Annotated in this window: 16 protein-coding genes and 2 pseudogenes; 11 read left to right on the forward strand and 7 right to left on the reverse strand. The window is 71.7% G+C overall.

What is annotated here, in order from left to right; translation table 11 throughout:
• Positions 1–79 precede the first annotated feature (79 nt).
• The 5 genes from ABZ622_RS11665 to ABZ622_RS11685 all read left to right on the forward strand — a co-directional run bounded on the left by ABZ622_RS11665 (position 80) and on the right by ABZ622_RS11685 (position 6,695).
• A complete protein-coding gene (locus tag ABZ622_RS11665) occupies positions 80–1,126 on the forward strand; it encodes a DUF917 domain-containing protein (protein WP_360542176.1) in 1,047 nt (348 codons plus the stop codon).
• The gene (locus ABZ622_RS11670; RefSeq protein ID WP_360542177.1) at positions 1,123–2,463 is read left to right on the forward strand and encodes a hydantoinase/oxoprolinase N-terminal domain-containing protein; all 1,341 of its coding nucleotides are present in this window, start codon (positions 1,123–1,125) and stop codon (positions 2,461–2,463) included. The genes ABZ622_RS11665 and ABZ622_RS11670 overlap by 4 nt, the downstream gene beginning before the upstream one ends.
• Positions 2,464–2,556: 93 nt before the next feature.
• Positions 2,557–3,984, forward strand: coding sequence for a cytosine permease (locus tag ABZ622_RS11675; protein WP_360542178.1), 1,428 nt, complete (start codon positions 2,557–2,559; stop codon positions 3,982–3,984).
• A gap of 49 nt (positions 3,985–4,033) precedes the next feature.
• Positions 4,034–5,629, forward strand: a complete 1,596-nt coding sequence (locus ABZ622_RS11680) for a hydantoinase/oxoprolinase family protein (RefSeq protein ID WP_360542179.1) — start codon at positions 4,034–4,036, stop codon at positions 5,627–5,629.
• The gene (locus ABZ622_RS11685; protein WP_317868056.1) at positions 5,622–6,695 is read left to right on the forward strand and encodes a DUF917 domain-containing protein; all 1,074 of its coding nucleotides are present in this window, start codon (positions 5,622–5,624) and stop codon (positions 6,693–6,695) included. The genes ABZ622_RS11680 and ABZ622_RS11685 overlap by 8 nt, the downstream gene beginning before the upstream one ends.
• A gap of 164 nt (positions 6,696–6,859) precedes the next feature.
• Here ABZ622_RS11685 and ABZ622_RS11690 read toward each other — a convergent pair whose 3' ends face one another.
• The 3 genes and pseudogenes from ABZ622_RS11690 to ABZ622_RS11700 all read right to left on the reverse strand — a co-directional run bounded on the left by ABZ622_RS11690 (position 6,860) and on the right by ABZ622_RS11700 (position 10,218).
• Complete coding sequence (locus ABZ622_RS11690) at positions 6,860–7,303, reverse strand: SPW repeat protein (RefSeq protein WP_360542180.1); 444 nt, start codon at positions 7,301–7,303, stop codon at positions 6,860–6,862.
• 100 nt (positions 7,304–7,403) lie between these two features.
• Positions 7,404–8,394 (reverse strand): annotated as a pseudogene (locus ABZ622_RS11695) (ADP-ribosylglycohydrolase family protein).
• A gap of 42 nt (positions 8,395–8,436) precedes the next feature.
• Complete coding sequence (locus tag ABZ622_RS11700; protein ID WP_360542181.1) at positions 8,437–10,218, reverse strand: molybdopterin-dependent oxidoreductase; 1,782 nt, start codon at positions 10,216–10,218, stop codon at positions 8,437–8,439.
• A 218-nt stretch (positions 10,219–10,436) separates the two neighbouring features.
• Between ABZ622_RS11700 and ABZ622_RS11705 the strand changes: the two genes are divergently transcribed.
• From ABZ622_RS11705 to ABZ622_RS11715, 3 genes and pseudogenes are all read left to right on the forward strand, one after another.
• Positions 10,437–11,117, forward strand: a complete 681-nt coding sequence (locus ABZ622_RS11705) for a PadR family transcriptional regulator (protein ID WP_360542317.1) — start codon at positions 10,437–10,439, stop codon at positions 11,115–11,117.
• A gap of 198 nt (positions 11,118–11,315) precedes the next feature.
• A complete protein-coding gene (locus ABZ622_RS11710) occupies positions 11,316–12,359 on the forward strand; it encodes an ATP-binding cassette domain-containing protein (protein ID WP_360542182.1) in 1,044 nt (347 codons plus the stop codon).
• Positions 12,356–13,145 (forward strand): annotated as a pseudogene (locus ABZ622_RS11715) (ABC transporter permease). Before ABZ622_RS11710 ends, ABZ622_RS11715 begins: the two are co-directional and overlap by 4 nt.
• Before the next feature lie 9 nt (positions 13,146–13,154).
• Here ABZ622_RS11715 and ABZ622_RS11720 read toward each other — a convergent pair.
• Positions 13,155–13,622 (reverse strand): ABA4-like family protein, encoded by a 468-nt coding sequence (locus tag ABZ622_RS11720; RefSeq protein ID WP_360542183.1) that lies wholly within the window; start codon positions 13,620–13,622, stop codon positions 13,155–13,157.
• Complete coding sequence (locus ABZ622_RS11725; protein ID WP_360542184.1) at positions 13,619–14,548, reverse strand: hypothetical protein; 930 nt, start codon at positions 14,546–14,548, stop codon at positions 13,619–13,621. Before ABZ622_RS11725 ends, ABZ622_RS11720 begins: the two co-directional genes overlap by 4 nt.
• Before the next feature lie 155 nt (positions 14,549–14,703).
• Here ABZ622_RS11725 and ABZ622_RS11730 point away from each other — a divergent pair, with 155 nt between their 5' ends.
• The gene (locus ABZ622_RS11730) at positions 14,704–15,480 is read left to right on the forward strand and encodes a MerR family transcriptional regulator (protein WP_360542185.1); all 777 of its coding nucleotides are present in this window, start codon (positions 14,704–14,706) and stop codon (positions 15,478–15,480) included.
• Between the two features lie 75 nt (positions 15,481–15,555).
• On the opposite strand, the gene ABZ622_RS11735 is transcribed toward ABZ622_RS11730, so the two are convergent.
• On the reverse strand, positions 15,556–16,398 hold the full coding sequence (locus ABZ622_RS11735) for a siderophore-interacting protein (RefSeq protein WP_360542186.1): 843 nt from the start codon (positions 16,396–16,398) through the stop codon (positions 15,556–15,558).
• Between the two features lie 46 nt (positions 16,399–16,444).
• A complete protein-coding gene (locus tag ABZ622_RS11740; RefSeq protein ID WP_360542318.1) occupies positions 16,445–17,353 on the reverse strand; it encodes a 5'-3' exonuclease in 909 nt (302 codons plus the stop codon).
• A 349-nt stretch (positions 17,354–17,702) separates the two neighbouring features.
• On the opposite strand from ABZ622_RS11740, the gene ABZ622_RS11745 reads away from it, so the two are divergent.
• The gene (locus ABZ622_RS11745; protein ID WP_360542187.1) at positions 17,703–18,776 is read left to right on the forward strand and encodes a betaine/proline/choline family ABC transporter ATP-binding protein; all 1,074 of its coding nucleotides are present in this window, start codon (positions 17,703–17,705) and stop codon (positions 18,774–18,776) included.
• A complete protein-coding gene (locus ABZ622_RS11750; RefSeq protein ID WP_360542188.1) occupies positions 18,769–21,405 on the forward strand; it encodes an ABC transporter permease/substrate binding protein in 2,637 nt (878 codons plus the stop codon). The genes ABZ622_RS11745 and ABZ622_RS11750 overlap by 8 nt, the downstream gene beginning before the upstream one ends.
• Positions 21,406–21,479: the final 74 nt, after the last annotated feature.

Genomic DNA, 21,479 nt, shown 5'->3' on the forward strand with positions numbered 1-21,479 from the left:
TGCCACGAGCACACCCGGCCGCCGAATCACGGGCCCATGGCCCATGGGGAGCGCGATCCCGCTCCGTACGCTGGGATTCATGCACGTGGACGCCGGAGCACTCGCCGACTTCGCGCGGGGCTGTGCCGTCCTTGGATCAGGGGGCGGCGGACCCGCCGATGTGACCCTTCCCGCCGCCGGACAGGCGATCGAGGAATGCGGTCCGGTGCCCGTAGTCGACCCGGCCGCGCTTCCGGCGGACGCACTCGTCATGCCCGTCGGGCTGGTGGGATCGCCCGCCGTCGCCGCCGAACGGATCGGCGGACGGGACGAGCCCGCACGACTGCGGGACCGCTTCGAGGCGCTGCACGGCGCACCGGTCGCCGCGGTGATGAGCAGCGAGATCGGCGGCCTCAACGGCTGTGTCGCCGTCGCCTGGGCGGCCCGGCTGGGGCTGCCGCTGCTGGACGCCGACTCGATGGGCCGGGCCTTTCCCCGGATGGACCAGAACGTCCTGGAGCTGGCCGGGCTGCGCCCCGGACCGGCCGTCCTCGCGGACGAACACGGCCACACCGTCGTGGTCGACGACGTGGACGGCGCACACCTCGAACAGTTCGCCCGCGCCGCCGTCGTCGCCTTCGGCGGGCGCGCCGCGTCCACCGACTACCCCCTCACCGCCGGGCAGGCGGCCCGGCACGCCGTCGCCGGATCGGTCACCCGCGCCCTTGCCCTGGGACGGGGCGAAGGGCCGGCTCCGCTGCTGACCGGCAAGGTCTCCTCCGTCCGCAGATACGCCACCGAGGGCGCCGACAGCGACGACGCCACGGGCGTCCTGCTGGAGGGCGGCGGACCCGACGCGGGCCGGCTGGTGCTCGTCGAGGCGCGCAGCGAATTCGTCGCGGCCCTGGAGGACGGCACCCCGCTCGCCGTCGTGCCGGACGTCATCGCCCTGGTCGACGTGCGGACCGGCTGGGCCGTCCCGGTCGAGGAGGTCCGTTACGGGCTGCGCGTCCATCTCGTCACGCTCCCCTCGGACCCCGCCTGGTACACGCCCGAGGGCCTGCGGCTCGCCGGTCCCGCCGCCTTCGGCCTGGCCGGCCTCGCGGGCACCACGGGTATGCGCCGGGCTCCGGGGGGCAGCTCATGATCCTCGGAGTGGACGTCGGGCCCACCAACACCGATGCCGTGCTCCTCGACGGGGGCCGGGCGGTGCGGGCCGTCAAGGTGCCCTCGGTGGCCGGGGACGCCGTCGGATCGCTCGCCGCCGCCGTCCGCGCGCTCCCCGCCGAGCCGCGCGGCCGGGCCACCCAGCTCGCCGTGGGCCTGAGGGTCGCCGCCCGGGCGGTCAGGGAACGGCACGGGCTCGCCCGGGTCGGCGTGCTGCGGGTCGGCGGCGCGGCCGCCGACGCCGTGCGGCCGCTCTTCGGCTGGCCCGGGGCGCTGCGCGACGCCGTGTGCGCCGGCACCGCGAACGTGCGGGGCGGCGGCGGTCTGGCGCCCCGCGACACCACGCCGCTCGACCGGGACGCCGTCGCCCGGTTCGGCGCCTCGCTGGCCGGACGCGCCGAGGCGTTCGCCGTCACCGCGGTGTTCTCGCCCGTCGACGGCGGCCAGGAGCGGGAGGCCGCCGAGATCCTGCGCGCCGAGACCGGCCCCGACACGACCGTCCTGCTCTCCAGCGACGTCGGCACCCTCGACCTGCTGGCCCGCGAGAACGCCACGGTCCTCGACGCGGCTCTGTCCGTGCTGGTGGCCCGGGTCGCCGACGAACTGACCGCCATGCTGCCCCGGCTCGGCCTCGCCCCCGGAGCCGCCGTCCTCGTCACCCGCAGCGACGGCACGCTGATGAGCCTGGAGTACCTGCGCCGTCAGCCCGGACTCAGCCTGGGCAGCGGACCCGCCTGCACCATCCGGGGCGCCGGACTCCTGGCCGGGCTCCCGGACGCCGTGGTCGCCGACATCGGTGAACGCCGCGCCCGGGTCGGGGCGCTGACCGGCGGCTACCCCCAGGAGGCCGGCCCCGGGGAACGCATCGGCGGCGTCCCGGTCAGCGTGCGCTTCCCCGACCTGATCACCGTGGGCGCCGACGCCCACCGCGAACTGGCCGAGGCCGCCGACCGGATGCGCCCGGCCGCCGGACTCCTCCCGCTGATCCTGGTCGGCGGCGGCGCGGGCGGCGTACCGGCCGACGTGCTGGCCGGCTTCGACGTCGTACGGCCCGAACACGGCGGCGTCGCCGGGGCGTTCGGCGCGGCGGCCAGCCCGGTCGGCGGCCAGTACGACCGCATCGTCCGCCGGGGTCCCGGCCGGCGGCTCGACGCCGTACGGGACGAAGTACGCGACCTGGCCCGGGCCGGCGCCGTACGGGCCGGGGCCGACCCCAGGCGCGTACGCACCCACTCGGAACCGGACCTTCCGGTGCCGTATCTGCCCGGGGCGGTGCTCCTGCGGGCCCGTGCCGTCGGGCCGCCCCTCCCGCTCTGAAACCCCGCTCCCCGCCCCACCGCAGCAGGCCGGTGCCGTGCTGCTGCGCCCTCCTGCCCGCCCGCTCGCCCGCTCACCCGAGGACCCGTCCCCATGACCCAGCAGTTCGATGTGCACCAAGAGCCATTCACGCAGACACCGGCACAGCCGCCGCAGGACGAGGACTACCCACTGGAGCGGGTGCCGCGCGCGGCCCGCTACTCCTGGTTCAACGTCGCCGTACAGCGCTTCGGCCAGCTCTCCGACCTGACGCAGTTCCTGCTCGGTGCCGCGCTCGGTGCCGGACTCTCCTTCTGGGGCGCGTTCTGGGCGTTCACGCTCGGCTCGGTGATCCTGGAGATCGTCTGCATATTCGTCGGCATAGCCGGCATGCGGGAGGGCCTGTCCACCTCGATGCTGGTCCGCTGGACCGGCTTCGGCCGTTACGGCTCCACCCTCATCGGACTCGTCATCGCGGTCAGCCTGTTCGGCTGGTTCGGTGTGCAGACCGCGGTGTTCGCGGCCGGGCTGCACTCCATCGTGCCCGCGCTGCCGGTCTGGGCCTGGTGCCTGATCTGCGGGCTCGGCGTCACCGCGCTGGTCCTGCGCGGCTTCCGCGCCATGGGCTGGACCGCCTTCGTCACCGTTCCCGCCTTCCTCGGCCTCGCGGGCTGGGCGATGATGGTCGAATTCTCCCGGCACAACGTCGGCGACCTGGTGGCCTCGGCACCGTTCGGCGCCCACATGTCCATCGCGACCGGCGCGACCATCGTCGCCGGCTCGTACATCGTCGGCGCGGTCACCACCCCCGACATGACCCGCTTCAACCGCAACACCGGCGACGTCGTCAAGCAGACGGTCGTGGGCATCAGCCTCGGCGAGTACGTGCTGGGCCTCGGCGGGGTGCTGCTCGCCTACGCGGTGAAGTCCTCCGACCTGATCGCCATCATCACGTCCTCCTCCGGTGTCATCGGCGTCATCGTCCTGGTCTCCGCCACCGTGAAGATCAACAACTGGAATCTGTACTCCTCGTCGCTCGGCCTGATCGGCGCGGTCGAGGCGCTCTTCAAGGTCCGGCTGAACCGGGTCGGCACCACCGTCACGATCGGCGTGCTCGGCAGCCTCGCCGCGGCCGCCGGAATCCTGGACCGGTTCACCGACTTCCTCACGGTGCTCGGCGTCCTCACCCCGCCCGTCGCCGGCATCATGGTCGCCGAGTACTTCGTGGTGAAGAAGTGGCGCCCGCAACTGGACGCCTCGCGCGCCGCCGGCCGGCTGCCCGAGACCGAACCCAGCTGGGTTCCGGCCACGATCGCCCTGTGGGCCGCCGCCTCCCTGTTCGGCTGGCTCGGCGACCACTACCAGTGGTGGGGCATCCCGGCGCTCAACTCCCTGCTGCTGGCCGGACTCGGCTATGTCGTCCTCGGCAAGCTCGGCCTGGTGCGCGGCGCCCGCGACCTGCCGTTCGAACAGCCCGTACGCCCCGCGGCGGCGATCGAGGCGGAGACCGGCACCGCCTGGTCGTCGAAGGCCACCGCCTGACCCGTACACCACCCGAACACCCCCACCCCCTACGAAAGACAGACACACCATGCGCATCGGAATCGACGTCGGAGGAACCAACACCGACGCCGCCCTTCTGGGGGACGACGACCGGATCATCGCCACCGCGAAGACCCCCACCACCTCCGACATCACCTCCGGCGTGACCTCGGCGATCCGGGCACTCGACCCGCCGATGGAGTCCGTCACCGCCGTGATGATCGGCACGACGCACTTCCTCAACGCACTGATCGAGGGCGCCCGGCTCGCCCCCGTCGCCGCGGTACGTCTCGGTCTGCCCGCCACCGCGGCGCTGCCGCCGATGACCGACTGGCCGGAGCGCCAGCGGGCGGCCGTCGGCGGGCACGGATATCTCTGCCACGGCGGGCGGGAGTTCGACGGACGGCCGCTGTCACCGCTCGACCCCGAGGAGCTGAGGCGCACCGCCGCCGACATCGCCGCGCGCGGCCTGACCTCGGTGGCCGTCTCGTCCGTGTTCTCCCCGGTCGCCGAGGAGGACGAGCGCCGGGCCGCCGAGATACTCGGCGCCGAACTGGGCCCCGGCGTGCACTTCTCGCTCTCGCACGAACTCGGCCGGGTCGGACTGCTGGCCCGGGAGAACGCCACGATCATCAACGCGGCGCTGCGCGACCTGGCGGCCGCGATCGTGGAGTCGTTCGCCAAGTCGCTCGCCGAGGTGTCGCTGACCGCCCCGTTCTTCCTGTCGCAGAACGACGGCACGCTGATGGACGTGGACTTCGCTCGCGCCTACCCGGTGGCCACCTTCGCCTCCGGGCCCACCAACTCGATGCGCGGCGCCGCCTTCCTGTCCGGCCTCGGGGACTGCGCGGTCGTCGACGTCGGCGGCACCACCGCGGACGTCGGCATCCTGGCCGGCGGCTTCCCGCGCGAGGCGGCGGGCGAGAGCGAGGCCGCGGGCATCCGGACCAACTTCCGTATCCCCGACGTCCTCTCGCTCGGCATCGGCGGCGGCTCCCTGGTGTCGCCCGACGGCGAGACCGGCCCCCGCTCGGTCGGATTCCGGCTCACCGAGGAGGCGCTGGTCTTCGGCGGCGGCACCCTGACGGCGACCGATCTCGCGGTCGCCGCGGGCCGTGCCGACATCGGTGACCGCGCCCGGGTCGCGCACCTGGACCCGGAGTTCACCGCCCGCGCGCTCGACCGGATCGCGGAGCGGCTGGCGGAGACCGTCGACCGGATGCGCACCTCGGCGGGGCCACTGCCGGTCGTCGCGGTCGGCGGCGGCAGCGTGCTGGTGCCCGCGGCCCTGCCCGGCTTCGACGATGTGCGCCGCCCCGGCCACTTCGACGTCGCCAACGCGGTGGGCGCCGCCATAGCCCAGGTCGGCGGCGAGGTCGACCGGGTCTTCCAGGTCCCGGAGGGGCGCCGGGACGCCGTGCTCGCCGAGGCCCGCGAGGAAGCCGTGGGCCGGGCCGAGAGCGCCGGCGCCAGGCCCGGCACGGTCCGCATCGTCGACGTGGAGGAGGTCCCGCTGGCCTATCTGCCCGGCGGCGCGACCCGGATCCGCGTCAAGGCGGTCGGCGACCTCGACCTGAACGGCATCGGCACCACCCGCGCCCCGGCCGGGGCGCGCGACACCCATGGAGCAGCGTCACATGCGTGAGATCAACCTCGACAACCTGGACGACATCGCGCGTGGCGCGGGCATCCTCGGCACCGGCGGCGGCGGCGACCCGTACATCGGCAAGCTGCTGGCCCGTGAGGCCATCCGCAAGTACGGACCGGTCCGGCTCGTCGCCTTCGACGAGGTGCCGGACGACGCGACGGTGGTCCCCGTCTCCGGGATGGGGGCGCCGACGGTACTGCTGGAGCGCGTCCCCGCCGGCGGCGAGGAGGTGGCCGCCCTGCGCGCCCTGGAGAAGCACATCGGCCGGGCCGCCACCCACATCGCACCGATCGAGGTCGGCGGCGTCAACTCCATGCTGCCGATCGCCTGCGCCGCCGAGGCGGGGCTGCCGCTGGTCGACGGCGACGCCATGGGCCGTGCCTTCCCCGAGGCGCAGATGGTGCTGCCCGGACTGATCGGGGTGGCCAACACCCCGATGGCGCTCGCCGACGACAAGGGCAACAGCATCATCGTCGACGCCGTCTCCAACCACGCCGCCGAGCGCATCGCGCGGGCGGTCTGCGTGGAGCTGGGCTGCCAGATCTCCAGCGCGGACACCGTGATGCGCGGCGACCAGCTCACCGACGGGCTCGTCCCGGCCACGCTGACGCTGGCCGAGCGGCTCGGCGCGGCGGTGCGCGAGGCGCGCGCCGCGCACACCGACCCGGTGCTCGCGGCCCGCACCATGCTGTCCGGCACCCATCTGCTGACCGGCAAGGTGATCGACGTCAGCCGCCGCACCGAGGGCGGCTTCGCCCGGGGCAACGCGCGGATCGAGGGCATCGGCGACGACGCCGGCCGGGTGCTCGAACTCGGCTTCCAGAACGAGCACCTGCTCGCCACCCGGGACGGCGAGACGGTCGCCACCACGCCCGACCTGATCTGCGTGCTGGACACCGACACCGGAGACCCGGTGACCACCGAGGGCCTGCGCTACGGGCTGCGCGTCAGCGTTCTCGCGGCGCCCTGCGACCCGCGCTGGACCACCCCGGGCGGCCTGGCGCTCGCCGGGCCGCGGTACTTCGGGTACGACGTGGACTACCTGCCGTTCCGGGAGAGCTGACCCACGGGACGGCCGCGACGGCCGCGACGGTCCCGGCGGCCGGGACGGCCATGACGGCCGCGACGACAACGGCGGCCATGACGGCCCCGGCCGGTCCGCATCGCGCGGACCGGCCGGGGCGTATGCCTGTTCTCAGAGGTTTCCGGACCGGGTGCCCGCCTTTCTCAGACCGTCCGCTTGCCGCTCTTCATGGACACGGCCGCGCAGGCCAGGCCCAGCAGTACGGTCAGGCCGCCGATGATGACGTTGTTGAGGACGACGCCGAGGTCGGGGCTGCTGCCGACGATCCACGTCGAGAGGATCGTCCAGATCCCCATGGCGCAGATGGCCCAGCTCAGCCCGTACATGCGCTCCGGCATGACGGTGAACCCGAGGCCCAGCGCGGCGATCGCGATTCCCATGATCAGGTTGTGCGTCGCGAGCGTGGGCTGGTTCGCGGTGAAGTGCAGCACCCACGGCGAGATGGCGCAGTAGAGACCGACGAGGAACACCGGTGCGTCCACCAGGGCCACATCGCGGCCACCGAGCATGCGGGCATAGCGATCGCGCATTTCGGAAACATCGGGGTGACTGGCCATGTCACGGCCGGTGCGCGAGAGGTTTGACATGGGGTTCGTCTCCTTCGCTCCGTGCAGACCACCCGCCACTTGTGCGCGATAAGCAGCCTGCTTATGCCATTCTGCGCTTATATCACCCTTATGTGTAGATTCAGGGCTCACGGAGATCCGTGGGAACCACACGAGGTGATGCACCGTCCAGCCGCCGTGCCAGGTCCACCAGACCGGACGTCCGCAGCACCCGGTCCCCGTACCCCGGCAGCGGCACGTGCAAGGGCTCCGTCCAGCGCGCGGGGATCGCGCCGAAGCCATACACCGCACCCGCCAGGGCGCCGGTCACGGCGGCCACCGTGTCGGTGTCCCCGCCCACGTCCACGGCGGCGGTCAGCGCGTTCTCGTACGAGTCCGTTGGTGCGCAGCGCCCACAGCGCGGTGCCCAGGCACGGCCAGACCGCGCCGTTGAACTCCGTCGCCGCCTCCGGGTGCCAGCCGGGCGCGAGGACGCCGGCCCAGCGCCCGCGATGGTCCTCGTGCACGCCCGCCAGCGCGTCCGGGACGGCGGAGAGCGGATCGCCGCCGTCCAGCGCCACCCGGATCAGCTCGTGGAGCACGGCGGTGCCCTCCCAGGCGGCCCGGTCGCCATGAGTGAGGGCGGCGATCCGGCGGGCGGCGTCCATGGTCGCGGTACGGCCCCGCGCCGCGAAGTACACGGCGGAGGTGGCCGCCCGCATCAGCGAACCGTTGCCCGCCGCACGCCCGTTGACCTGGAAATGCAGTGCCGCCGCGAGGTCCCACTCCTCGCCGCTCGTCAGGACGTCCTCGGTCTGCAGCCCGATGTCCTTCGGGTCGCCCGCCGCCCAGCGGCGGAACCGGCCGAACATGTCGGGAAGGTCGAGACCGCCCCGCTCCAGCAGCGATTCCGCGACCAGCACCGCCATCTGCGTGTCGTCCGTCGCCTCGCCCGGATCCCAGCCGCCGCCCCCGCACATCGTGCCTATGCCGTCCGGGAAGCGGGCGGTGTACACACCGGCGGGCCCGAACTCGAAGGGCGCGCCCAGCGCGTCACCCACCGCCGAACCCACGACGGCACCCGCCACCCGGTCCGGCCGGTCCACGCGGCCCGCAGCATTCGTCGGATTCATCCGGCCAGCCTACGGAGGGCGGCAGCGCGGCACGTATCGGGCTCAGGAGACGTCGACCACCACCGAGTGCCGGCCCGTCGCGCCGTCCGGAAGGGTGCCGGTCCGCCGGCCGGTCTGGGTGGCGCCGGTGCCGTCCGTCGCACGGACTTCGAGGGTGTGGCGGCCGGAGGTGGCCGGCCACTCCCAGACCCACTGGCGCCAGGTGTCCCGGTTGTCGGCGGCGGCCAGGCGGGCCGTGTGCCACTTCCCGCCGTCCACCCGGACCTCGACCCGGGAGATGCCTCGGTGCTGCGCCCAGGCGACCCCGGCCACCGGGACGGTGCCGGGCTCCGGGGAGGCCAGGGGGCGGGGGGTGTCGATCCGGGACCCGGTCTTGACCGGTGCCTGCTGGGCCCAGCTCCGCCGGACCCAGTAGGCGTCGTACGCGTCGAACGTGGTCAGCTCGATGTCCTCGATCCATTTGCAGGCCGACACGTATCCGTACAGGCCGGGTACGACCATCCGGACCGGGAAGCCGTGCGCGAACGGCAGCGGCTCGCCGTTCATGCCGAGGGCCAGCATCGCGTCGCGTCCGTCCATGACCGCCTCGACGGGTGTGCCGATCGTCATGCCGTCCACGGACCGCGCCACGAGCTGGTCGGCCGGTCCGCCCGCCGACGGCGGGCGGACCCCGGCCTCGCGCAGCAGGTCGGCCAGCCGTACCCCGAGCCACCTGGCGTTGCCGATGTACGGGCCGCCGACCTCGTTGGAGACACAGGCCAGCGTGATGTCCCGCTCGATGATCTCCCGGCGCAGCAGGTCGTGCAGGCCGACCGTGAGGGGGCGGGCGACCCCCTCGCCGTGGATCCTCAGCCGCCACCCGGCCGCGTCGAGGCGGGGCACCACCAGAGCCGTGTCGACCCGGTAGAAGTCCTTGTCCGGTGTGAAGAAGGGGCTCAGCCCCCGGATGTCCAGCCCGGCGCCGGCCGGGACGGCGGGTGCCGGGGAATCGGGCACGGGAAGGACCAGGTCATGGCGTGAGGCGGTGGCCCCGGCCTGGACGGAGGAGGTGAGGCGCCGCCCCAGCAGTCCCGCGCCGGCCGAGACCGCCGTCGCCACAGCCGCCGTGATGACGAAGCCCCGACGGTCGAACGCGCGGTACGCCTCAACGGACCCGGACCCGGACCCGGACCCGGACCCGGACCTCGACCCGGACCCGGACCCGGACCCGGACCCGGACCCGGACCCGGACCCGGACCCGGACCCGGACCCGGACCTCGACCCCGACCCGGACTCGGACCTCGACCCGGACCCGGACCCCGACTCCGACCCGGACGCGGGCGGCCGAGGGGGAGTCGTCGTGAGCCGTCCGGTCAGGGTGAACAGCACTCCGGCGCCCACCGCGGCGCCCAGTACCGACGGCAGCGCGTCGGGCGCGCTGCCCTCCGGCCGCCCCACCGCCGCGACCGCCCCGACCGCGCCGAAGAGCAGGACGGCCGCCGATCCGGTCCGCCGGTGGTGCAGCGCCAGCGCCCCGACCGCCATGGCGAAGACGGCCAGCAGCACCACGATGCCCAGCTCCAGCGCCGTCTTGTCGCCGGTGCCGAAGTGCCGTACGGCGAACCCCTTCAGCGCCGTGGGGGAGCGGTCGATGACCGCCCCGCCCACCGCCGTGACCGGCCCCGCCTCGGGACGCACGAGGGCCGAGACCAGCTCGGCCACGGCCAGGGAGCTGAACCCGGCGATCAGCCCGCCGAGCGCGGCGAGGACGGTGAGTACGGCGCGGCTCCGGCGTGCCCCCTCCGCCCCCGCGGTTCCGTGGCGTTGCGCATCGGATTCCTTCACGCGGGCGGCCTCCCTGGTGGCGCCTCGGGACTGTCCGTCCGGCATCGCCCGGACGGCGTTATCGGCGCAAATCGGTCAGTGCGCGAGATCCTGTCATGCCGCCCGCCCTGCGGCTCGCAAGTCGCGATACATCGTGATTGACGCGTCAGGGTGAACGCGATATGTTCGCTCACGAGTATTCGATGACGAGTTACGGCGGAGCGAGGGTGGTGGGGTCGGTGGCCAAGCGGCGCAAGCTCGGCAATCCGCTGGCGCTGACGGTCATGGTGCTGCTCGCCGAGCGCTCCATGCATCCGTACGAGATCGCCCAGACGCTCCGGCGGCGCGGCAAGGAACACAGCGTCAAGATCAATTTCGGCTCGCTCTACACCGTCGTCCAGAACCTGGAGAAGCACGGGTACGTGGAGGTGGCCGGCGTCCAGCGGCAGGGCAACCGCCCCGAGCGCACGCTCTACGGCATCACCGAAGCCGGGCGTACGGAGATGCTGGACTGGCTCTCCGATCTGCTCGCCGTCCCCGTAGCCGAATACCCGGTCTTCGAGACGGCGCTGTCACTGCTGCCGGTGCTGCCGCCGCGGGAAGTGACGGAGCTGCTGGAGACCCGGGCGACGGCGCTGGCGAACCGGTCGGCGGCCCTGCGGGGTGTGCTCGGCCAGTTGGGGGAGAGGCTGCCCCGTGTCTTCGTCATCGAGACCGAATACCAGCTCCACATGATCGACGCCCAGTTGGAGTGGATCAGAGCATTCCGCGACGAACTCACCGACGGGGCGATCAGCGGCATCGAGGAGTGGAAGTCCTTCCACGAGACCGGTGAAGTCCCGCAGGACTGGCAGGACCTGGACGAGCAGGAGATCGTCCTGGACCCGGAGCGGAAGGGCTGGACGCAGGACCCAGAGTGAGAAAGGACCCCGACGGAAGCTGTTGGAGCAGCGACCGTCGGGGTCTCGAACCCCGGACCGGTCACGCCGTGAGGGCGAACCGGGCGATCGAGGTGCGGCACAACAAGGATAGCCCGGAGCTCTTCACGCGGATCGGCTCGGCATGCCCGAGTGCTCGGTGCACCCGAGCACCACGCCGACCCACAGGAGAGCTCTGTCATGAGCACCCGTGCGCCCGCAGCGGCGCGGAACAGCACCCGTGCGCCCGCCGTAGCGGCGCGAAACCTGATCAAGACCTATCCCGGAGATGTCACCGCCCTGCGCGGCATGGACCTCGGCATCGAGGCAGGCACGGTCTTCGGACTGCTCGGCCCCAACGGCGCCGGGAAGTCCACCACCGTCAAGATCCTCACCACCCTGGCCCGTCCCGACTCCGGCACCGCGACCGTCGCCGGACATGACGTCCTGCGCCACCCCGGCCGGGTCCGCCGTGCCATCGGCGTGGTCGCTCAGAAGTCCGGCGCCGACCCGGTCGCCACCGGCCGGGAGAACCTCCTGCTCCAGGGCAGGCTGCACGGGATGCGGGGCGCGGCCGTCAAGCGCCGCGCCGGCGAACTGCTGGACCGCTTCGACCTCGCCGACGCGGGCGACCGCCAGGTCAAGGGGTACTCCGGGGGGATGCAGCGACGTCTCGACGTGGCGCTCGGCCTGGTCCACCGTCCCGAGGTGCTCTTCCTCGACGAACCCACCACCGGGCTCGACCCGGAGGCCCGTACGGCGATGTGGGAGGAGATCGCCCGGCTGGCCGGCGACGAGGGGCTGACCATCGTCCTCACCACGCACTACCTGGAGGAGGCCGACCGGCTCGCCGAACGCGTCGCGATCGTCGACCGCGGCCGGATCGTCGTAGAGGGCACCCCGGACGAACTCAAGGGTGAACTCCGGGGCGACGCCGTCCACATGGAGCTGCGCGCCGGGAGCGGCACCGGGACCGTCACCACCGCGCTCACCGGACTGCCCGGGGTGCACGAGGTGCTGGTCGACGGCCGCCGGGTGAGCGTGCGCGCCGACGACGGCGCCGCGGCCGTCCCCGTACTGCTCGCCGCCCTGGAGCGGGCCGGTGCGGCGGTCGCCGCCGCCACCGTGGCCCGCCCCTCCCTCGACGACGTCTATCTGCGCTACGCCGGACGCCGCTTCTCCGAGGCCGAAACCGCGGACGCCCGCCCCGCCGCCGCCCGCACCCCCGCCGGAGGCAACCGATGAGCACTCAAGCACTCTCCCAGACCTGGTACATGACGCAGCGTCGGCTCATGGCGGTCGTCCGGCAGCCGGTCTTCCTGGTCATCTCGCTGATCCAGCCGGTGATCTGGCTGTTCCTGTTCGGCAACCTCTTCAAGAAGGTCGTCGAACTGGGCGGCTTCGGCACCACGTCCTATCTGGACTACCTGATCCCGGGCATCGTGGTGATGAGCGCGCTGGGGTCGAGCATGTGGGCCGGGATGGGCACCCTGGAGGAGATCGAGCGGGGCACGCTCAACCGCTTCCTGACGACGCCGGTCAGCCGCAGCGCGCTGATGAACGCCAACGTCGTGGAGACCGGCATCGGCACCGCCGTGCAGTCCGTCGTCATCCTGCTGCTCGGCCGGGCCGCCGGGGCCTCCTACCCGGGCGGTGCGGGCGGACTGCTGATCCTGGTCCTCGCCTCGGTGCTGCTCGGTGCTGCTCGGTGCGGTCTTCGGCGCGTTCTCCAACGCCCTGGGCATGCTGGTCCGCCGGCGCGAGTCGATCATCGGCATCAACACCTTCCTGCTGCTGCCGCTGACCTTCCTCTCCTCCTCCTTCATGGCCCCGGGCCAGATGCCGTCCTGGATGCGGCACGTCGCCGACTTCAACCCCGTCGACTGGGCGACGGTGGCGGGCCGTTCGGCACTGTCCGCGGACCCGGACCGGTGGCTGGTGCTCAGCCGCGGGGGAGCCCTCCTGGTGCTCGCGGTGATCGCGGTCGGGCTGTCGACCCGTACGTTCCGCTCGTACCAGAAGTCCGTCTGACGTACGGCGCTACGGCGTCGCACGGCCGACCCGGTCCGGGACCGCGCTCCCGGGCCGGGTCCTCGGCTTCCGGACCGCCCGCAGCACGAGGAAGATCAGCAGCCCGAACGGCGACAGCAGGATCGTCAGCACCAGCAGCGGGCCCATCACCAGCGGAGAGATCCCCAGCCTCCGCCCCTCCAGATACATCCACTGGCCCAGCAGCAGATCCCAGGCGATCACCTGCGCCCAGATCGCCCCGGCCCCGTTCGCCAGCGCCATCAGATCGCGGAAGGTGTCGATGTCGGGGCTGCGCACCGCGTCCCACAGCTCCGGAAAGACGGGCACGGCCATCATCAGATAGACCACCAGCACCGGCAGAACGGTGAGCGGCGAGGCGGCGATCCGTGCCGTGGGGCGCCAGCCGGGCGCCAGGATCATGAGCAGCCAGAACGGGGCCGCGAGGTAGAACGAGAGCTGGAAGAGCGTACCGGTCATGACACGAACTCCTTCTGGGCGGAAGCGGATTCGGGGTCTGTGCCTGTTCGCTGCCCAGCGGGGGCCGGCCTCAGTGCCCCCAGCGCGCCGACGGTGCCCGCGACCACGATCAGCGCGGCGGCACCCAGCGTCGCACCGTCCGGGTGGATCAGCGGCTGGCCGCGCAGCGCCTGCCAGGTGACCAGCGCGACGACCGCCGCGTACGTCCCCGAGGCCACCAGCACCAGCCGCAGCCGGGTCCGCGCGTCGCGCAGCCAGGGGAAGCGCGGGGCCAGGGAGACCAGTGCGATCAGGAAGAGCGGCAGCAACTGGAGGGCGTGCATCCCGATGAAGTGCGGTATGCGCAGATCGCCGCCGGTGGTGGACCAGCCGGTGAGCGGCATCGACGGGCCGCCGTCCGGTACGCCCACCGAGTGCGCGCCGATCACATCGGCGGTGTCCAGGTTCCCGGCCGCCCGCTGCTCGGGGGTGGGCTGGGTCATGAGGAAACCGAATCCGGCGCCCACCAGGGCGAGCAGTACGCCCGAGCGGATCGCCCAGGCGGAGGCGCGGTCGGCGATCCGGGCGCGCATCAGCAGGATCGCGATGACCAGCGTGCTGGTCCACAGGATGACGACGGTGACGGCCATCGCGCTGAACAGCGTCTCGTCGAACGGGGTGGCGTGGTTGAAATGGCTCCGCTTCCCGCGGATCACCTGGCCGGTGATGATCGCCATTTCGGTGAGGCTGGACAGCGCGACCAGTGTCCCGGCCCACCAGCCGAGCCGCCGGCCCCGGGTGACCAGCGTCAGCATCCAGGCCAGGGCGAGCGCGTACACGACGAACGAGGCCGCGAACTTGAACGGTTTGAACCATATCGCCGCGCCCGCGAGGACCCGGTCGTCGAATATCAGGCCCCCGGCCGAGACGACCGTCATCACGGCCATCGCCCCGGCGAAGAGAACTAACGGGCGATGCCAGGAACGCCAGGAAGACATGAGGACCCCTCAGAAATTATGGATAGTGGCGCTTTCCGCTATCCGATAGTGGAACTATCTATGATGGGTCGGGGGATTGGCAAGCGCGGAAGGAAGAACACTCGGTGCGCATCGGCGAGTTGAGCAGCAGGTCCGGGGTCCCGGTACCGACGATCAAGTTCTATGTACGTGAAGGGCTGCTGCCGGCAGGGCGGTTGACCAGCCCGAACCAGGCGAGTTACGACTCCGGTCATGAGCGCAGGCTGCGGTTGATCCGCGCGCTGCTGGACGTCGGCGGGCTCCCGCTGGCCGCCATCGGCGATGTGCTGCGGGCGGTCGAGGACCCGGAGCAGCCGGTGCACAAGGTGCTGGGCATCGCGGCGAAACGCCTCACCCCACCGCGAGGGGGCGAATCGGGGCCCGAGTTGGAGGACGCCCGGGACGAGGTGGCGGAGCTGCTGGAGCGGCGGGGCTGGCGGGCCGGGGCGGACGGGCCGGCCGGTGAGTCCCTGGCCGAGGTGATCGTGGCGCTGCGGCGGGCCGGGCACGGCGGCTTCGTCGAACTGCTCGACGACTACGCGGCCTCCGCCGAGGCGGTCGCGCGGGTCGACCTCGACTACGTGGGGCGGCGGGTGGCGCGCGAGGACCTGGTGGAGAGCGTGGTCGTGGGCACGGTGCTGGGGGAGGCGATGTTCGGCGCGCTGCGACGGCTCGCGCAGGCGGACGCGTCCGCGCGTGCGTACGACGGCGGTCCGGGCGGGTTGATCGGTCCGGGCGGCGAGGGCGGCGCGAGTGACGAGGGCCGCAAGAGCGACGCGAGCCGCAAGAGGGCCGCAGACGGCAGGGGCGGCGCGGACGGTGCGAGCGGCGAGGCCGTGGAGGTGCCGGGCGTCGCTGGGTGAGGAGGTGGCCCGGACACAGGTACGCCCCGGCCGGGGGCCGGGGCGTACCTGTCCGATCCGGTGTTACATCCGGTGTTACGCGGCGTTCTCCTGCTCGCGCTCCACCTGTGCGTTCCACTCGCGCTTGACCGAGCGCCAGGCGTCGTCGTTCTGGCCGAGCCGCCAGTAGCCCGAGATCGACAGCTGGGGGAGCGGTATCCCGCGGTCCAGGCGCAGATGGCGGCGGATCTCCTTCACGAAGCCCGCCTCGCCGTGGACGAACGCCTGGACCTCGCCCGCGGGGAACTCCAGCGCCTTCACGGCGGCGGTCAGCGCCTCGCCGACCGGACGCTCCCCGCGGTGCAGCCAGGTCACCCCGACGCCGTCCGGCGTCACGAGCTTCTGCTCCTCCGCAGCGTCCGTCACCTCGACGAACGCGTGCACCACCGCACCCGCCGGCATCTGCTCCAGGGCCGCCGCGACGGCCGGCAGCGCGCTCTCGTCGCCGACCAGAAGGTGCCAGTCCGCCGAGGCGTCCGGGCCGTAGCCGCCGCCCGGTCCCAGGAAGGTCACCTGGTCGCCCGGGGCCGCCCGCAGCGCCCAGGGCCCGGCGAGGCCCTCGTCGCCGTGGACCACGAAGTCGATCGCCAGCTCACGGGTGGCCGGATCCCAGGAACGCACCGTGTACGTACGGGTCGTGGGCCACAGCTCGCGCGGCTGCTCCTCGCGGATGCGGGCCATGTCGAAGGGGTGCGCGTAGTCGGCGCCCTCGGGGGCGAAACAGAGCTTGACGTAGTGGTCGGTGAAACCGGCGAGTTCGAAGCCGGCGAGGCCCTCACCGCCGAGCACCACGCGCACCATGTGCGGGGTGATCCGCTCGGTGCGCAGCACCTCGGCCCCCTGCGCCTGGGGTGCCTGCCGCGCCGGTCGTTCTGCCACGAGGTTCTCCCTGCTTCGATTGCTTAGGCTTACCTAAGCTAACACCTCAGCCGTGCAGAGTGGAGAGCAGACGCTGCACCGCTCCGCCCAGCCCCCACCGCTTGGCGAGGGCATCGAGGGCGGCGGGATCACGCGGCCCGGCGGGCAGCGCGGGGTCGAATTCCGGCAGCGGCACGTCACCGGCGACCCGGACCACCTTCGGTGCGACGGCCACGTAGCCCCGGGCCTCGTCGAGCCGCTTGCGCTGCGACGGCGTCAGCCGGGACTTCGGGTCGTCGACGGCGGCCATGATCCCGGCCAGATCGCCGAAGGCGTCCAGCAGCTTCGCCGCGGTCTTCTCGCCGATGCCGGGGACGCCCGGCAGCCCGTCGCTCGGGTCGCCGCGCAGCAGGGCCAGGTCGACGTAGCCGGGGCCGTCCACCCCGTACTTCTCCCGCAGCCACGCCTCGTCCGTCAGCTGGAGCGAGCCGACGCCCTTCAGCGGGTAGAGCACCCGCACCCCGCGTGCGTCGTCGACCAGCTGGTAGAGGTCCCGGTCGCCGGTGACGATGTCGACGGGGCCGGTGGCCAGGCCGGCGAGCGTGCCGATCACATCGTCCGCCTCGTAGCCGGCGACGCCGACCCGGGCGATCCCGAGCGCATCGAGCACCTCCTCGATGACCGGCACCTGCGGGGCCAGGGTGTCCGGGGTCTCCTCCTCGTCGGGCAGCCCCTCGGAGGTCTCCACCGCGACCCGGTGCGCCTTGTACGACGGGATCAGCTCGACCCGCCAGTGCGGCCGCCAGTCCGCGTCCATGCAGGCGACCAGGTCGTCCGGACGGTGGTCCTGCACCAGGCGCCCGATGAAGTCGAGCAGCCCGCGCACGGCGTTGACCGGTGTCCCGTCCGGGGCGCGCACCGAGTCGGGGACCCCGAAGTAGGCGCGGTAGTAGAGGGAGGCGGTGTCGAGGAGCATCAGGCGTCGCGTCACACCCCGATGATGCCGCACCCCACTGACACCGGCCGCCCAGGACGCCGTACGCACATGGCCCCGGGGTGAAGGGACGGACAACACCGGCCGTCGCGAAGATGTGACCTGGATCACTCTTGTGTTTGGGTTGTGTAAGTGGGGGCAGGCGCGCTGCCGGAGCGGATCACGTACCGGTTTCAACCAGTGCACGTGCCATGCGGGCAGAATCCGCGCCGCTCCACGGTCTGCCGGAGGGGGTGGCAGACCGTTTTTCGGTTCAACCCGCGAGGTGTATGTGTCAAGGCTGCAAGCTGAACGCTTGTACAAAGTGTTCGGCAGACGACCCGATCAAGCCGTGCAGAAGCTCGAAGGCGGCGCCGACCGCGACGAGCTGCGCGCCGACGGAACGACCGCAGCGGTGATCGACGCCTCGTTCACCGTCGAACCGGGACAGATCTTCGTCGTGATGGGTCTGTCCGGGTCCGGCAAGTCCACGTTGCTGCGCATGCTCAACGGACTTCTGGAGCCCACCGCCGGACGCGTGCTCTTCGACGGCCAGGACCTGACCGCCCTGAGCCCCGCCGAGCTGCGCCACGTCCGCTCCACCAAGATCAGCATGGTGTTCCAGCACTTCGCGCTCTTCCCCCACCGCAGTGTGCTGGAGAACGCCGCGTACGGCCTGGAAGTACAGGGCGTACCGCGTGCCGAGCGCGAGAAGCGCGCCGCCGAGGCGCTGGAGCTGACCGGTCTCGCCGGCTGGGAGAAGTCCTGGCCCGACGAGCTGTCCGGCGGCATGCAGCAGCGTGTCGGCCTGGCCCGTGCCCTGGCCACCGACGCCGACCTGCTGCTGATGGACGAGTCCTTCAGCGCGCTCGACCCGCTGATCCGCCGCGACATGCAGGACCAGCTGCTCGAACTGCAGAAGCGGCTGAAGAAGACCATCGTCTTCATCACCCACGACCTCAACGAGGCCATGCGCCTCGGCGACCGCATCGCCGTGATGCGCGACGGGAAGATCGTCCAGCTCGGCACCGCCGAGGACATCCTCGTCACCCCGGCCAACGACTACGTCGCCTCCTTCACCCAGGACGTCGACCGGACCCGGGTGCTGACCGCGGGCGCCATCATGGCCGAGCCGCACACCGTCATGGGCACCAGCACGGACGACGGCAAGGAGCTGCGCACCGCCGCCGACGTGCTCGCGGCCGCCCCGGCCACCGTCACCGAGTCCACGCCGATCATCGAGCTGTTCACGCCCTGCTCGCAGAGCGGGGTCGCGGTCGCCGTGACCGACGCCGGGGGCAAGCTCGTCGGTGTCGTCCCGCGCGCCCGGCTGCTCGCCGTCCTCGGTGAGCCGATGACCCCCGCCGAGGCCCCGAAGGACGTCCGGACCGGCACGAGCGTCACGAAGAAGGTGGCCAGTGTTTAGGCTCCCTCTCGGTGACTGGGTCGACTCCGCCGTCGACTGGCTCCAGACCCACCTGGCCTGGCTGTTCGACGCGATCAGCTCCATAGTCAGCAACATGTTCGACGGCATAGCCGCCGTTCTCTCCGCCCCCGCCCCGCTGCTCTTCGCGGGCATCGTCGCGGTCATCGCCTGGTGGCTGCGCGGTCTGCTCGCCGGTGTGCTCGCCTTCGTGGGCTTCGCCGTCATCGACTCCGTCGAGCTGTGGGACGAGGCGATGGACACCCTCACCCTGGTGCTCGTCGCGACCATCATCGCGCTGGTGCTGGCCGTACCGCTGGGCATTTGGGCGTCCCGCTCGAAGACCGTCAGCGCGGTGACCCGGCCGGTCCTGGACTTCATGCAGACCATGCCCGCCATGGTCTATCTGATCCCCGGCGTCATCTTCTTCGGCGTCGGCGTGGTGCCCGGCATCATCGCCACCATCATCTTCTCGCTGCCTCCGGGCGTCCGGATGACCGAACTGGGCATCCGCCAGGTCGACAGCGAGCTCGTCGAGGCGGCCGAGGCCTTCGGCACCACCAGGCGCAACACCCTGCTCCGGGTCCAGCTGCCGCTGGCGCTGCCCACGATCATGGCGGGCATCAACCAGGTCATCATGCTGGGCCTGTCCATGGTGGTCATCGCCGGCATGGTCGGCGGCGGCGGCCTCGGTGGCGCCGTCTACCGCGCCATCGGCAACGTGGACGTCGGCCTCGGCTTCGAGGCGGGCATCTCCATCGTCATCGTGGCGATGTACCTGGACCGGATGACCGGCGCCCTCGGCCGCGAGGTCTCCCCGCTCGCCCGCCGCGCGCTCGCCAAGGCACAGTCGATGGCCGGCGGCCTGAAGATCTGGAACCACCGTCCGCAGCCCGTGGTCGCGGTCTCCGGTGTGGTCGTCCTCGCGCTCGTCGCGGGCGCCCTGGGCATCTTCGGCTCCTCCGGCTCGGACGGGAAGAAGAACACCGCCGACGGTTCGGACATCGGCGCGGGCAAGAAGATCAGCATGGGTTACATCCCGTGGGACGAGGGCATCGCCTCCACCTTCCTCTGGAAGGAGATGCTGGAACGGCGCGGCTTCGAGGTCGACGTCAAGCAGTACGAGGCCGGCGCGCTCTACACCGGCATGGCCAACGGCCAGATCGACTTCGAGACCGACTCCTGGCTCCCGGTCACCCACGCCAGCTACTGGAAGAAGTACAAGGACAACCTTGAGGACATGGGCTCCTGGTACGGCCCCACCTCGCTGGAGCTGGCCGTTCCCTCGTACATGAAGGACGTCCAGTCGCTGGACGACCTCAAGGGCAAGGGCTCGCAGTTCAAGGGCCGGATCGTCGGCATCGAGCCGAGCGCCGGTGAGACGGGCCTGCTCAAGGACAAGATCCTGCCGGGCTACGGCCTGGACAAGGAGTACAAGGTCGTCGACGGCTCCACGCCCTCGATGCTGGCCGAGCTGAAGCGCTCGTATGCCAAGAAGGAACCGATCGTCGTTCCGCTCTGGTCGCCGCACTGGGCGTACAACCAGTTCGAGCTCACCAAGCTCAAGGACCCCAAGAACCTCTGGGGCAAGGGCGACGGCATCCACACCCTGGCCCGCAAGGGCTTCTCCGCCGACAACCCCGAGGTCGGCAACTGGCTCAAGAACTTCAAGATGACCGAGGACCAGCTCACCAGTCTTGAGGCGCAGATCCAGAAGTCCGGCTCCGGCAAGGAGCAGGAGGCGGTCCGCACCTGGCTGAAGGCCAACCCGGGCGTCGCCGACAAGTGGGGCCCGGTCACCGGGGCCGCCAAGGCCAAGGGCACGAACGGCAAGGACGAGCGCGAGCGCGCCGTCGAGATGGCCTGGTTCCCCTGGGAGGAGGACATCGCCGCCACGTACCTGTGGAAGGCGGTCCTGGAGGAGCGCGGCTACAAGATCAACCTCAAGCAGTTCGAGGTCGGTCCGATGTACACCGCGATGTCGCGCGGCCAGATCGACGTGCAGTTCGACGGCTGGCTGCCGTACACCCAGAAGAACTACTGGGAGAAGTACGGCTCCCAGCTGAGCGACCTCGGCTCCTGGTACGGCCCGACGTCCATCGAGGTCGCGGTCCCCTCCTACGTGAAGGACGTCAAGTCCCTCGCCGACCTGAAGGGCAAGGGCTCGCAGTTCAAGGGCCGGATCATCGGCATCGAGCCCGGCACCGCCACGATGGAGAACCTCAAGAAGAACGTGCTGCCGACGTACGGCCTGGACAAGGAGTACAAGGTCGTCGACTCCTCGACGCCCGGCATGCTGGCCGAGCTGAAGCGCGCGTACGCCAAGAAGGAGCCCGTCGCGGTGCTGCTCTGGACTCCGCACTGGGCGTACAGCGAGTACGGCATGACCAAGCTGACGGACCCCGAGAAGGCCTTCGGCAACGGTGACCGGCTGCACACCATCGCGTCCAAGGACTTCCCGAAGACCTACCCGCAGCTGACGAAGTGGTTCAAGGACTTCAAGCTGAGCGAGGACCAGCTCGCCGGCCTGGAGAACCAGATCCAGAAGCGCGGTGCGGGCCATGAGGAAGAAGCGGTGAAGGCCTGGATGAAGATGAATCCGGGCATCGTGGACAAGATGGCTCCGCAGTAGGGCTTCCCGCAGGTCCAGAAGCACCGGAAAGGGTGGGCACCGCCGACGGCGGGCCCGCCCTTTCGGGGTTTTCG

The sequence above is a fragment of the Streptomyces sp. NPDC007164 genome (genome assembly GCF_040634135.1).
GTDB classification, from domain to species: Bacteria; Actinomycetota; Actinomycetes; order Streptomycetales; family Streptomycetaceae; genus Streptomyces; species Streptomyces sanglieri.

What these genes read in the sequence shown, in the direction of transcription:
- ABZ622_RS11665 (WP_360542176.1), top strand. Translation starts at nt 80, where the DNA reads ATGCACGTGGACGCCGGAGCACTCGCCGACTTCGCGCGGGGCTGTGCC.
- ABZ622_RS11670 (WP_360542177.1), top strand. Translation starts at nt 1,123, where the DNA reads ATGATCCTCGGAGTGGACGTCGGGCCCACCAACACCGATGCCGTGCTC.
- ABZ622_RS11675 (WP_360542178.1), top strand. Translation starts at nt 2,557, where the DNA reads ATGACCCAGCAGTTCGATGTGCACCAAGAGCCATTCACGCAGACACCG.
- ABZ622_RS11680 (WP_360542179.1), top strand. Translation starts at nt 4,034, where the DNA reads ATGCGCATCGGAATCGACGTCGGAGGAACCAACACCGACGCCGCCCTT.
- ABZ622_RS11685 (WP_317868056.1), top strand. Translation starts at nt 5,622, where the DNA reads ATGCGTGAGATCAACCTCGACAACCTGGACGACATCGCGCGTGGCGCG.
- ABZ622_RS11690 (WP_360542180.1), bottom strand. Translation starts at nt 7,303, where the DNA reads ATGTCAAACCTCTCGCGCACCGGCCGTGACATGGCCAGTCACCCCGAT.
- ABZ622_RS11710 (WP_360542182.1), top strand. Translation starts at nt 11,316, where the DNA reads ATGAGCACCCGTGCGCCCGCAGCGGCGCGGAACAGCACCCGTGCGCCC.
- ABZ622_RS11720 (WP_360542183.1), bottom strand. Translation starts at nt 13,622, where the DNA reads ATGACCGGTACGCTCTTCCAGCTCTCGTTCTACCTCGCGGCCCCGTTC.
- ABZ622_RS11725 (WP_360542184.1), bottom strand. Translation starts at nt 14,548, where the DNA reads ATGGCCGTGATGACGGTCGTCTCGGCCGGGGGCCTGATATTCGACGAC.
- ABZ622_RS11740 (WP_360542318.1), bottom strand. Translation starts at nt 17,353, where the DNA reads ATGCTCCTCGACACCGCCTCCCTCTACTACCGCGCCTACTTCGGGGTC.